We start from the raw sequence: 13235 nt of genomic DNA on the forward strand, positions 1-13235 counted from the left end.
TCGTATGTCGTTTTACAGGTTGCAAATTTCGCGCAGTTCGCCGATGAACCGCTGCGCCAGCGCATCGGCTTCGGCCATCGACCGTGCCTCGGTATAGATGCGGATGATCGGCTCGGTATTGGACTTGCGCAGGTGTACCCAATTCTCCGCGAAATCGATTTTCACGCCGTCTATATCGTTCACCTGTTCACCGGCATAACGATCCTTTATCTCACGCAGGACTTTATCCACATCGATGGCCGGCGTCAGGGCGATCTTGTTCTTCGATGCGTAGTAGGCGGGATAGGTGGCACGCAATGCGGTCATCCTCAGCCCTGTCTGCGCCAGATAGGTCAGGAACAGCGCCACGCCCACCAGCGCGTCGCGGCCGTAGTGCAGTTCGGGATAGATCACGCCGCCGTTGCCTTCGCCGCCGATGACGGCGCCGACCTCCTTCATCTTCGCCACGACGTTGACTTCGCCCACGGCCGAAGCGTGATAACGGCCGCCACGACGCTCGGTCACATCGCGCAGCGCCCGCGACGAACTGAGGTTCGAGACCGTATCGCCCTTGCGGTGCGACAACACGTAGTCGGCCACGGCCACCAGCGTATACTCCTCGACAAACATCGAGCCGTCCTCGCTCACGAAGGCCAGCCGGTCGACGTCGGGATCGACCACCACGCCCAGATCGGCCTTCTCGCGGACGACCGCCGCGGCGATCTCCGTCAGATTCTCGGGCAGAGGTTCCGGATTGTGGGCGAACTCGCCCGTAGGCTCGCAGTTGAGTTCCACGACCTCGCAGCCCAACTCGCGCAACAGCTTCGGGATCACGATGCCTCCCACCGAGTTGACGGCGTCGACCACCACCTTGAAGCGTTTGCGCCGCACGGCGTCGACATCGACCAGCGGCAGGGCGAGCACCCGACGGATATGTTCGTCGTTGAACGATTCGCGCGAAAGCACATGCCCCAGTGCGTCAACCTCGGGAAATTCGAAGTCGCTTCGTTCGGCCAACTCCAACACGCGCTTGCCCTCGGCATCGGAGAGGAACTCGCCGTCGGCATCGAGCAGTTTCAACGCGTTCCATTGGCGCGGATTGTGCGAGGCGGTAATGATGATGCCGCCGTCGGCCTCGTGGGCCGTGACGGCCAGCTCCACACCGGGCGTCGTGCAGAGCCCCACGTTGACCACGTCGGCGCCGCAGCCGAGCAGGGCGCCCTCGATCAGGTCGCCCACCATTTCGCCCGAAAGACGTGCGTCGCGGCCGACGACGATCCGCAGGCGGCCCTGTTTGCGCTCGCCCAGAAAACGGACGTAGGCAGTGGTGAATTTCACGATGTCGAGCGGGGTCAGATTGTCGCCCGGGCGGCCGCCGATCGTACCGCGGATACCCGAGATGGATTTGATGAGTGTCATGTCTGAACTTGTTTTACACCTATATAAATTGAAAGAAATCGACGGGTTTGTTTTGCAATTCGAGGTAAAAATATTACTTTTATGCCAATTATGAAAATTAAAACGCGACCATTATGAGAACGATCCCCTCTTCCGAGTTGATTATCAACGACGACGGTTCCATTTTCCATCTGCACCTCCGTCCCGAGCAGCTGGCCGACACCGTCATTCTGGTGGGCGATCCGGGCCGCGTGGAGCTGGTAGCCTCCTTTTTCGATACGCGCGAATGCAACGTCTCCAACCGTGAGTTCAACACCGTCACAGGCACCTATAAAGGCAAACGTATGACCGTCCTGTCGACAGGCATCGGCATCGGCAACATCGACATCTCCGTCACGGAGCTCGACGCGCTGGCCAATGTCGACTTCGAAACCCGACAGGTCAAGCCCGAACTTCGGCGGCTTACGCTCCTTCGGCTCGGCACGTCGGGAGCCATCCAGCCCGACATCAAGGTGGGCGAGGCGGTCTTCTCGCGCATGTCGATCGGCTTCGACGGCCTGCTCAACTACTACAAGGGCCGCAACGAGGTCTGCAATCTGGAATACGAGCAGGCATTCATGCGCCACACGGGATGGAGCGACCTGCTGCCGAAGCCCTATTTCGCCGTGGCCGACGAGGGGCTGTTCGACCTGTTCCGCGACTCGACACGTGAAGGTATCACCATCGCCGCACCGGGTTTCTACGCCCCGCAGGGACGCTGGGTGCGCCTCGAACCGGCCGACGCGCACCTGAACGAGAAGATCGAATCGTTCGAGTACGAAGGCCGCCGCATCACCAACTTCGAGATGGAGAGCTCGGCGCTCGCAGGCATGGCCTCGCTCATGGGGCACCGCGCCGCGACGATCTGCACGATCATCGCACAGCGCATCGCGCTGGACGCCTGCACCGACTACAAACCGTTCGTCAAACGGATGATCCGCATGGCGCTCGACAAGCTGGCGACGATCTGATCCGTACAAACGCAAGCATATCAAGAATTATCAAATCATAGAGACTCAACATGAAATTTTCCGTATCAAGTTCCGCGCTTCTGTCGCTGCTGGCGACCACCGGTAAAGTAATCAGCAATAAGAACACGCTGCCGATCCTCGACTATTTCCTCATGGAGTTGAAGGGCGACCAACTGAAAGTGACCACCTCCGATCTGGAAACCACGCTCGTCGGGCAGATCACCGTCGACAACGTCGAGAGCGAAGGGATGATCGCCGCCCCCGCCAAGCAGCTGCTCGACTCGCTCAAAGAGTTCGCCGAAATTCCGCTGACGATCGACTGCAACGACCAGACTTTCGAGATCAAACTCAACTGGAAAAGCGGTTCGCTTTCGATTCCCGGCGCCAGTGCCGTGAGCTATCCGGCGCTGCCCGCGCTCGCGGAGGACAAGAAGGAGCTGACGTTCGACGTCGACACGCTCGTAAACGGTATCAACAAGACGATCTTCGCCACGGCCGACGACGAACTGCGTCCGATCATGAACGGCGTCTACATCAACATCGAGCCCGCGTCGATCACGTTCGTGGCCACCGACGCCCACAAGTTGGTGAAGTACTCCTCGGAGCAGCCGAGCGAGCTGACGGCGGCTTTCATCCTGCCCAAGAAACCGGCGAACCTGCTCAAAGGCATGCTGCTCAAAGAGGAAGCGCCGGTCAAGGTGTCGTTCGACTCGAAGAACGTGCTCTTCAACCTCAAAAACCACACGTTGGTGTGCCGTCTGATCGAGGGCAGCTATCCCAACTACAACGCCGTCATCCCGACGGCCAACCCCAACAAGGTGCTCATCGACCGCATCGAACTGGTCAATGGCATCAAGCGCGTGGCCGTCTGCTCGAATCCGGCGACCAACCTCATCCGCATGGACATCGCCGACAACAAGATCAACCTCACGGCGCAGGACATCGACTACTCGATGTCGGCCAACGAGACGATCTCGTGCAGTTACGACGGACAGTCGATCACCATCGGGTTCAAGTCGACCTTCCTCGTCGAGATCCTCTCGAACATCGAGACGCCGACGGTGGTGATCGAGCTGGCCGATTCTACCCGTGCGGGCGTTTTCAAGCCCGTTTATGACGAAAAGCAGTCCAGCGACACGCTGATGCTGCTCATGCCGATGATGATCAATGCCTGACGACGATGAACAAACGTGAATTGATCGGCGAAGTAGCCCGCCGCACCGGCTATGCCGAAGAGGTCTGCACCCGCGTACTCGACACGTTCGAAGAGGTGCTGGGCGACGCCGTCGCGGACAAGGTGAAGGACGCCTCCGACACCTTCCGTAGCAACGCCGCCGAGGCGCTCGACCTGATCCGCGGACTGTTCCGCAAAAAGACCGAAGCATGAAACTGAACCTCAAACGTCCCATCGTCTTTTTCGATCTGGAAACCACCGGCGTCGACACCGCCAAAGACCGTATCGTCGAGATCTCGATGGTCAAGGTGATGCCCGACGGCGAGGAGATCGTCAAGACCCGCAAGATCAACCCCGGCATACACATCCCCGAAGAGGCGACCGCCATTCACGGCATCACCGACGAGGATGTGAAGGATTGTCCGACCTTCGCGCAGATCGCCCGGTCGCTCGAACAGTTCATCGCCGGCTGCGACTTCGGAGGATTCAACTCCAACCGTTTCGACCTGCCGATGCTCGTCGAGGAGTTCATGCGCGCCGGCATCAGCGTCGACTTCAAGCGGCGCCGCTTCGTCGACGTGCAGAACATCTTTCACAAAATGGAGCAGCGTACGCTCGTAGCCGCCTACAAGTTCTACTGCGACAAGGACCTCACGAACGCCCATTCGGCCGAAGCCGATACGCTGGCGACCTACGAGGTGCTCAAAGCGCAGCTGGACCGCTACGACAACCTGGAAAACGACATCGATTTCCTGGCCGAATTCTCCACGCGCAACGAGTCGGCCGACTACGCCGGACGCATTCTCTATAACGAGAAAGGGGAGGAGGTCTTCGGTTTCGGAAAGTACAAAGGCCGCTGCGTAGCCGAAATATTCGAGTCGGAACCGAGCTACTACAACTGGATGATGAACGGCGATTTCCCGCTCTACACGAAAAAGGTCATCACCGAAATCCGGCTGCGCGGCTCGAAGGAGAAGAAACGTTAGATGCGTATGTACAGACCGATTCTCATAACGGCGGCATGTCTCTGCATCGGGTTGACGCCCGTATCGGCGTCGGCTCCGCAGTCGCAGAAGTCGGAGACGATCGTCTATATCGGCGGCGAGAAGTTCTACATCCACACCGTGCAACCCGGCCAGACGCTCTACTCGATCGCGCGGCTCTACGGCGTGAGCGAGCAGACGCTCGTGGCGTACAATCCGACGATGGCCGACGTGTTGAAAGCCGACCAGAACGTCAAAATTCCGGTTCCCGCCCCGCAGATGCAACCCGACGAAGCGCCGCTCACGGCCAGACAGGAGAAGAAACTCCGCAAAAAGTTCATTCTGCATACGGTGGAGGCGCACGAGACGCTCTACGCCATTTCGAAGCGCTACGGCATTTCGGTCGAGACGCTGCTGGAGGATAACGAGAATCTCGATCCTACGCACCTGACGATCGGCGGCACGCTGCTGGTACGGAAAAAGGAGGTGGGCAAGACCAGCAACGCCGAGAATCTCGCCGAATTGGAAGAGTACAAGGAGAAGCTGAACAGCGTTCCGACCGACGGTTTCCGCTATTACGTCGTCCGACCGGGCGATACGATGTATTCGCTCGCCCACACCAACCGGACTACGGAGCAAACGCTCTCGGAACTCAACGAAGGCCTTTCGTCCGCAACGCTCAAAGCCGGTGCGATCATCAAGTTGCCGACGGCCGATGTACCCGCCACCGCCGAGCAACCGGCCGACACGCTGACGGTGCGGCCGCCCGCCGAAAAACTCCTGACGCTCGCGCCGGACGCCGCGCTCCGCTTGTCGCTGCTGCTGCCCGCCACGACCGACGGGCGCCCCAATGCCAGCTATACCGAATTCTATCAGGGATTCCTGCTGGGCGTCGACCGGCTCCGCCGCGACGGCCGGTCGGTACGGCTCGACGTTTTCGACACGGCGCACGATCCCGCGAAGGTCGCGACACTCGTCGCCGACAGCACTCTCGCCCGCTCGCAACTGATCGTCGGCCCCGTGTACGAAGACGAACTGGCACCTGTCCTGCGCATCGCCGAGCAGGAGGGTATTCCGGTCGTTTCGCCGCTGGCGACGATCGACCATACGCACAGCGACGTCCTCTTCCAAATGGCGCCCGATCCCGCCCGGAAATACGCGAAACTCGCCCGGCCGCTCAACAGCGGCCGCAGGGTCGTACTGATTTACAGCCAGCACACCGACACGGCGTTCGAACAGGCCGTCAAGGCGCTGATTCCCGACGTGGGGTACGAAACGTTCCGCTACGAGCAGGGCAGCAACATCGGCAGCATCCTCTCGGCCCGCGACAGCGCCCTGCTCGTCGTATTGTCGGGCAAAGAGACCGAGGTCGACTCGATCCTCGCCGCACTGGCCTCGGCCAGCAGCAATATCATCGCCCGCGGCCACTCCGCACCGCAGTACGACGTCATCGGCGGCCCGCACTGGAACCGGTTCGACAACATCGACCGCAACCTCTTTTTCAAGAATCGGGTGACCTTCATCTCGACCTATCACGCCAAACGCGACGACGAACGCATCCGCACCTTCGACAACCGCTATATCTCCGCATTCGGTTCGCTGCCGACGCTCTACTCCTATCGGGGGTACGACGCGGCCGTCCTGTTCGGCTCGGCGATGTTCGACGACATCAACGGCTTTTTCGACGACGAGACCTTCACGCCGCTCCAGACGCCTTACCGCTTTACGCGGACGGCCGACGGCAACCGCGTCAACACCGAATGGGTGCGTGTCGTCTACAACGACAACTATACCATCACGCTCGAATAATCCGACCATGGCATCTTCCAATATCCCCGAAAAAACGATCGAACGGCTGAGCGAGTACCGCCGTACGCTGCTCTCCTGCCACAAGCAGGGGATTACCCACATCTTCTCCCACGTGCTGGCCGGCATCCACGGCATCACGGCGGTGCAGGTGCGCCGCGACCTGATGCTCATCGGCTTTTCGAGCGACACGAAGAAGGGCTATGACGTGAAGGTGCTCATCGATTTCATCAGCAACATCCTCGACAGCGACACAGTGACCAACATCGCCGTCATCGGCATGGGACACCTCGGCCAGGCCATCACCAAGTATTTCAACGGCCGCGGTCTGAAATTGAAGATCACCACCGCGTTCGACATCGACCCCGCGAAGGTCGGCCAGACGATCGACGGCATTCCGTGCCACCATATGGAGACATTCGAGGAGGTGGTCGAGGACAAGGACATCGACATCGTCATCGTCTCGTCTCCCTCGCGCGTAGCCGACGAACTGGTCGTCCCGATCGTCAACGCCGGCATCAAGGGCGTGCTCAACTTCACCTCGCGGCCGCTCAACTTCCCGCGCGGCATCGTGGTCGAGAACTACGACATCACCACACTGCTCGAAAAGGTCGCCTATTTCGTCAAGGAGAACGAGGAGAACCCGACCGACGACTGAACCGAGGCACGATGAAAGTTTTCCACGGAATCGACCGGCTCCCCGCATTCCGCCATCCGGCGGCTACTGTCGGATCGTTCGACGGCGTACACGGCGGTCACAGCGAGTTGCTCGCGGCCGTGCGCCGCTTCGCCCGCGAACGCGACGGCGAAAGTATCGTCGTCACATTCTCGCCCCACCCGCGCATCGTACTCGAAACACAGACCGATCTGCGCCTGCTCACGACGCTCGACGAGAAGGCCTGGCTGCTCGAACGGGCCGGCATCGACAATCTGGTCGTCATCCCTTTTACCCGCGAATTCAGCCGGACGGGTTCCGCCGATTTCATCCGCCGCGACCTGATCGGAAAACTGGGCGTCGAAACACTCGTAATGGGGTATAACCACCACTTCGGGCACAACAAGGAGGGCGACTACGGTTCGCTGCGCTCATCGGAGCGGCCGACGTTGCGGCTGTACCGGATCGAACCGTTCAGCGTCGGCGGCGAAAAGGTCAGTTCGACCGTCGTCCGGTCGCTCGTCGAACACGCCGAGATGGCCCGCGCCGCCCGTATGCTGGGACATCCCTATCTGCTGATGGCCGACGTCGCCCGCGGCTCCCTCCGCATCGACGACCCCTACAAGCTGCTGCCGCCTGCGGGCGAGTATCCCGTCACGGCTGACGGTGTACCGGCGAGACTCTTCATTCCTTCCGAAGGAGCGCCGCATCTGGACCGGCCGTTTACCAAAGAAAAGAGCATTATCGAATTTACCGCACTATGATTACACACGACACCAAAATCCGGGTCTGGTACAAGCATACCGACCAAATGGGGTTCGTCCACCACTCGAACTACATCTGCTACTACGAAGAGGCGCGCTCCGACCTGATGCGCTCGATGGGGCTCTCCTACGCCGACATGGAACGAAAGGGCATCATCATGCCGATCCTGGAGGTGCAGTCGGTCTACAAACGTCCGGCTTTCTTCGACGACTGCCTTACGGTGCGCATCCTGCTGCGCGAAATGCCTACGGCGCGCATCCGTTTCGAATACGAGGTCTACAACTCGCAGGGCGAACTGCTCAACACGGGCATGACGGCGCTGGGTTTTCTCCATGCCGACACGCACCGTCCGACACGCGCCCCGCAATGGTTCGTCGAGGCGCTCGCTGCGGCGATGAAGTAGGGAAGGAATCGCGATTTCTCTAAAAAAACTATTTGTTTTATTTTTTATGATAAAACATTTTACTATTTTTGAGAAACTCCCAAATCATGCCCCTTATGAAAAAGTATTTATGCGGATTAGCCGTTCTTTTGCTCCTTACTAATTGTCAAAAAGGATCGGAAGGAGATTCTCCCGTTGCGCCTTTTACCATCAATCTTTCTCAAAAGATGATCACTTGTTTTCCTAAAGACGTAAAAATATTCGATTTCAACGTAACGGGACCGGAAGCCACGAATTTGAAACTGGAGGTAGTTATTACTGAACCTTGGAAATATAAATTACTTAAGTTCGAACCTTCCGCAGACGGTGGATACAATGGAACAATTGAAATCACAGCACCTTCTAAGAAGTCAGAAGCAAGCAATTATTCGACGATAGATATTACCGTTCTATCCGAGACATATTCCTCCTGCGTCTCGGCATCTCTCATCGTCAATCCCGCACCACCTATATTTACTGCAACAAATCTCGAAACGGATTTCAAGGTCAACGAGCTGAGAGAGATCACTTTCTCTCTCAAAAGCGAAGAGAATGTTGGAGCTTTTGCATATCAACGTATGCAAGATAAGTGGAGGTTTTATGTAGGTCATAACAGTCTGTATTTCATTCGTAATCCCGATTATTCTATAACCTCCGGAAAAATGACTATTCAAGCACCGGATAAACCTTCGGAAACAGATTTAATACTTCGATTTGAAGGTCATAGACCGTATCAAGCTATGCAAGTCACCATCCACGCTGAAACGCTTCACTTAAAGTGTAACTATTAAGCAGGAGGTTGAGCAAGAGCTCAGTCTTGTTTTTGTCAGTCTCTGGCTGTCATTCTGGCAGGAAACGTGCGCTGGCACATAGTTTGATCTCTCCGCGAACGGAAAAAACAGACTAAAACCAGAATACGACTATGACAAACGGTAAAATCGGGGTGACGACCGAAAACATCTTTCCCGTCATCAAGAAATTCCTCTATTCCGACCACGAAATCTTCCTGCGCGAATTGGTGTCGAACGCAGTCGACGCCACGCAGAAACTCAAAGCACTGGCTTCGCGCGGCGAAATGCAGGGTGAATTGGGCGACCTGACGATCCGCATTGCGGTGGACACCGACAAGCGGCTGCTCACGATCACCGACCGCGGAATCGGCATGACGGCCGACGAGGTCGACCGCTACATCAACCAGATCGCCTTCTCGGGCGCCGAGGAGTTCATGGCCAAGTACAAGGATCAGGCGATCATCGGCCACTTCGGTCTGGGGTTCTACTCTTCGTTCATGGTCGCGGACAAAGTGGAGATCATCACCAGATCCTACAAGGAGGGCAGCAAAACCGTGCATTGGGAGTGCAACGGCTCGCCCGAGTTCTCGATGGAGGAGAGCGACGAGGCGCACGACCGCGGGACGACGATCGTCCTGCACCTCTCCGAAGAGGCCAAGGAGTACGCCGAAGCGGCCAAAATCGAGGAATTGCTGCGCAAATACTGCCGGTTCCTGCCCGTTCCCATCGCCTTCGGCAAGGTCAAGGAGTGGAAAGACGGCAAGTATGTCGATACCGACAAGGACAACATCGTCAACGACACCGATCCGCTGTGGATGCGCAAGCCGGCCGACATCACCGAAGAACAGTACAAGGAATTCTACCACGAGCTCTACCCGACGGGCGAAGAGCCGCTTTTCTCGATCCACCTGAACATCGACTATCCGTTCCACCTGACGGGCATTCTCTACTTCCCGAAGATCCGCAACAACTTCGAGATTCAGAAGAACAAGATCCAGCTCTACTCCAACCAGGTCTACGTGACGGATCAGGTTGAGGGAATCGTACCGGAGTACCTCACGCTGTTGCACGGCGTGATCGATTCGCCCGACATCCCGCTCAACGTCTCGCGCAGCTATCTCCAAAGCGATTCGAACGTCAAGAAGATCTCGAACTACATCACGCGCAAGGTGGCCGACCGCTTGCAGGAGTTGTTCAACACCATGCGCCCCGAATTCGAGAAGAAGTGGGACGACCTGAAAATCTTCATCCAGTACGGAATCCTCACCGATGAGAAATTCGCTGAAAAGGCGCAGTCGTTCACGCTGTGGAAGAATACCGACGGCAAATACTTCACGCCCGCCGAATACGAGGAGCTGGTCAAGGCCAACCAGACCGACAAGCACCAGACGCTCGTCTTCCTCTACGTCGACGACCCCGTCGCTAAACTCGCGGCCCTCGAAGCCGCGAAGGGCAAAGGCTACGACGTGCTCGAAATGAACGGCCCGCTCGACAACCACTACGTCAACTGGTACGAGTCGAAGCACAAGGAGCAGCGCTTCGTGCGCGTCGACAGCGACATCGTGGACAAATTGATCCAGAAGGAGGACTCGCTCAAAATGTCGCTCTCGGAGGCGCAGCAGGAGATTCTGCGCCCCGTCTTCGAAGCGCAGATGCCGCACGACGAGAAGATCCACTACAACATCGCCTTCGAGCCGATGGCAGCCGGCGAAGCGCCCGTCGTCATCACGCAGAACGAGTTCATGCGCCGCATGAAGGAGATGGCCGCCATGAGCGGCGGAGGCATGAGCCAGTTCTACGGTCAGATGCCCGATAATTTCACCCTCGTCGTCAACGGCAATCACCCGATCGTGATCGATATCCTCCAAAACGTCGAGAAGGAGTACGGCGACAAACTCAAATCGATCACCAAGAAGATCGATGCCGCCGTGCAAGAGGAGAAGCGGTTCGAGGAGACGATCGACAAGAAAAAGGAAGAGGAGCTCACCGCCGAGGAGAAAAACCAGCGCGAGGAGTTGTCGAAGAAGGTCGTCACGCTGCGCGACGAACGCAACGAACGGCTGCGCCAGATCGGCGAGAAGGATTCGCTCGTGCGGCAGATCATCGACCTGGCACTGCTCACCAACGGGATGCTCAAAGGCAAAAACCTGACGGAGTTCATCCAGCGATCGATCTCGCTGATCGAGAAATAAGCGGGCACGGCACTCGCAGCATCAAAAGGGGATATGTTCTTTCGGGACATATCCCTTTTTGGTGTGTCTACAATCGGAAAAGCACGGCATCGCTCAGCGATGCCGACAGTTCGCCGCCGCCCCATGCGGCGGACTGCAACTCGCCGAAGCTCGTGCAGTACCGGCCGCCAGCGTTGAACCGCACGGGTAACCAAACGTAAATCCGCTCCCCCCCCCAAAAAAAAATCGCTATCTTCGAAGCATGGAACTCACGATACGTCCGATTCGCAGGGAGGAATTCCCGCTGTTGGCCGATTTTCTCTACGACGCGATCTATCGCAGCGACCCGTCGTCGCCCCTGCTGCGACAGATCGTCGAACATCCGTCGCTGCGCATCTACATCGCGGATTTCGGCACACTTCCCGACGACCGCTGCCTGGTCGCGCAAGCGGAAGGGCACGTCGTCGGAATGGTCTGGGTGCGCTGCATTCGGGCCTACGGATATATCGGCGAAGGCATTCCCGAATTCGTCCTGTCGGTCGCGGCTCCCTGTCGGGGACAGGGCATCGGCACAAGGTTGATGCGCGAGATGCTGCAACGGCTCTCCGCAGCAGGGTATCCGGAAGCCTCGCTTTCGGTGCAGCGCCGGAATCCGGCCGTGCGTCTCTACCGCCGGCTCGGATTCCGCACCGTGAAACGGACACTCGAAGAATATATCATGGCCTGCGATCTCCGCGACACGGATTCCGCCGTTGCGAACCGAACGGCTGGAACAGAGTAGAACACTGCGTCCAAAATAAAGGCGTCCTGTGGCAGTTGCCGCAGGACGCCTTTCATCCGATCGGAAGAGGCTATTATGCGCGCCCCTTGTACTCGAAGCCCAACTCCTCGATCACCTTCCGAATCTCGGCGGCGTCCGCCGTCCCCTCGACGGCGACCGTTCCCGCTGTCAGATCGACTTCGACGGCCGTGACGGAGGGCAGCAGCGCGAGATTCTTCTCGACGCTGGCCTTGCAGTGGTTGCAGCTCATGCCGCCCACGCGATAAATCTGTTTGGTCATACTCGTATCGTTTTTTCTGTGAATGAACCGTTTCATCAGGGCATAGACCAGCAGAGCCGAGAGCAGTGCGCTCGACGCGACCTCCACCCACGAATAGCCCGCCTCGCCGTGGCAGGCCGCATGTACCGCCCCCGAAGGAACGAACCACGCTGCCGGCAGCAGATAGTCGATCGCCAGCCCGAAGCCCACGGCTCCCGCGACGATCGCCCCCAGGTAGGCCGCCAGCGTGCGGCGTCCCAGCACCTTGCCGATCACCAGAATCGACGCCGTGTTGGTCGCCGGTCCCGCCATGAGCAGTACCAGCGCCGCACCGGGCGACAACCCTTTGAGCATCAACGCCGCCGCAATCGGAATCGATCCCGTGGCACAGAGATACATCGGAATCGAGAAGAGCAGCACGACGGCCATATTCAGCAGCGGCTTGTCGGCGAACGAGGCGAAAAAGTTGTCGGGCACCAGAATCGTAATCAGCCCTGCGACGAGCAATCCCAGCACCAGCCAGCGGCCGATGTCCTGGATCATATCCACGAATCCGTAGCGCAACGCCTCCACGAACCGGCTGCCGCTGCGACGAACCTCGCAGTCGCCCTCCGCCGGAAGGATACCGTCGGTCTCGCTGCGGGTCAGCCGATTGACCGTCCACCCGCCCGCCAGCGCCGTCACGAGCGCCACGACGGGCCGGATCACGGCGAAGGGAAGGCCCAGTACCGAGTAGGTCGCCACGATCGAATCGACGCCGGTCTGCGGCGTGGCGATCAGAAACGACGTCACGGCACCCTTCGACGCCCCCTCGCGCCGCAGCGACATCGCCGTGGGAATCACGCCGCACGAACACAGGGGCAGCGGCACGCCAAAGAGGGCGGCCAGCGCCACCGAGCGGAAATCGGGCTGCGAAAGGTAGCGCGCATAGAGCCTGCGCGGGACGTAGGCGTGGATGACTCCCGCCAGCAGGAATCCCAGCAGCAGGTAGGGAGCCATCGTATTGAGCAGGTAAAGAAACGGCGTTATATATTCCATGATC

The 13235-nt window shown here is 58.6% G+C and carries 13 protein-coding genes; 11 read left to right on the forward strand and 2 right to left on the reverse strand.

Translation table 11 applies throughout. The features are described from left to right. Positions 1-12 precede the first annotated feature (12 nt). Entirely contained in the window at positions 13-1398 is a 1386-nt protein-coding gene (gene glmM / locus FMF02_RS11960; RefSeq protein WP_141413303.1) for a phosphoglucosamine mutase, read from the reverse strand. A gap of 113 nt (positions 1399-1511) precedes the next feature. On the opposite strand from glmM, the gene FMF02_RS11965 reads away from it, so the two are divergent. The 11 genes from FMF02_RS11965 (at position 1512) to FMF02_RS12015 (ending at position 11934) form a co-directional block, all read left to right on the forward strand. Next, complete coding sequence (locus FMF02_RS11965) at positions 1512-2387, forward strand: nucleoside phosphorylase (RefSeq protein WP_026074720.1); 876 nt, start codon at positions 1512-1514, stop codon at positions 2385-2387. Positions 2388-2437: 50 nt separating this feature from the next. Further along, positions 2438-3562: a DNA polymerase III subunit beta gene (gene dnaN / locus FMF02_RS11970; RefSeq protein WP_019129525.1), complete on the forward strand. Its 1125-nt coding sequence runs from the start codon at positions 2438-2440 to the stop codon at positions 3560-3562. A 5-nt stretch (positions 3563-3567) separates the two neighbouring features. Next, positions 3568-3774 (forward strand): HU family DNA-binding protein, encoded by a 207-nt coding sequence (locus FMF02_RS11975; protein ID WP_141413304.1) that lies wholly within the window; start codon positions 3568-3570, stop codon positions 3772-3774. Then, positions 3771-4547: a 3'-5' exonuclease gene (locus FMF02_RS11980; protein ID WP_141413305.1), complete on the forward strand. Its 777-nt coding sequence runs from the start codon at positions 3771-3773 to the stop codon at positions 4545-4547. The genes FMF02_RS11975 and FMF02_RS11980 overlap by 4 nt, the downstream gene beginning before the upstream one ends. A gap of 6 nt (positions 4548-4553) precedes the next feature. Beyond that, on the forward strand, positions 4554-6353 hold the full coding sequence (locus FMF02_RS11985) for a LysM peptidoglycan-binding domain-containing protein (RefSeq protein WP_162502308.1): 1800 nt from the start codon (positions 4554-4556) through the stop codon (positions 6351-6353). A gap of 7 nt (positions 6354-6360) precedes the next feature. Next, on the forward strand, positions 6361-7008 hold the full coding sequence (locus FMF02_RS11990) for a redox-sensing transcriptional repressor Rex (RefSeq protein ID WP_019129522.1): 648 nt from the start codon (positions 6361-6363) through the stop codon (positions 7006-7008). Between the two features lie 11 nt (positions 7009-7019). Next, on the forward strand, positions 7020-7769 hold the full coding sequence (locus FMF02_RS11995; RefSeq protein WP_141413307.1) for an FAD synthetase: 750 nt from the start codon (positions 7020-7022) through the stop codon (positions 7767-7769). Then, positions 7766-8173: an acyl-CoA thioesterase gene (locus FMF02_RS12000; RefSeq protein ID WP_141413308.1), complete on the forward strand. Its 408-nt coding sequence runs from the start codon at positions 7766-7768 to the stop codon at positions 8171-8173. Before FMF02_RS11995 ends, FMF02_RS12000 begins: the two co-directional genes overlap by 4 nt. A 95-nt stretch (positions 8174-8268) precedes the next feature. After that, positions 8269-8982, forward strand: a complete 714-nt coding sequence (locus tag FMF02_RS12005) for a hypothetical protein (RefSeq protein ID WP_141413309.1) — start codon at positions 8269-8271, stop codon at positions 8980-8982. A gap of 131 nt (positions 8983-9113) precedes the next feature. Beyond that, entirely contained in the window at positions 9114-11174 is a 2061-nt protein-coding gene (gene htpG / locus FMF02_RS12010) for a molecular chaperone HtpG (RefSeq protein WP_141413310.1), read from the forward strand. Between the two features lie 241 nt (positions 11175-11415). Beyond that, positions 11416-11934 (forward strand): GNAT family N-acetyltransferase, encoded by a 519-nt coding sequence (locus FMF02_RS12015; protein ID WP_141413311.1) that lies wholly within the window; start codon positions 11416-11418, stop codon positions 11932-11934. Positions 11935-12007: 73 nt separating this feature from the next. On the opposite strand, the gene FMF02_RS12020 is transcribed toward FMF02_RS12015, so the two are convergent. After that, positions 12008-13231: a permease gene (locus FMF02_RS12020; protein WP_141413312.1), complete on the reverse strand. Its 1224-nt coding sequence runs from the start codon at positions 13229-13231 to the stop codon at positions 12008-12010. Positions 13232-13235: the final 4 nt, after the last annotated feature.

This window comes from Alistipes communis (assembly GCF_006542665.1).
In the GTDB taxonomy this organism is placed as follows: domain Bacteria; phylum Bacteroidota; class Bacteroidia; order Bacteroidales; family Rikenellaceae; genus Alistipes; species Alistipes communis.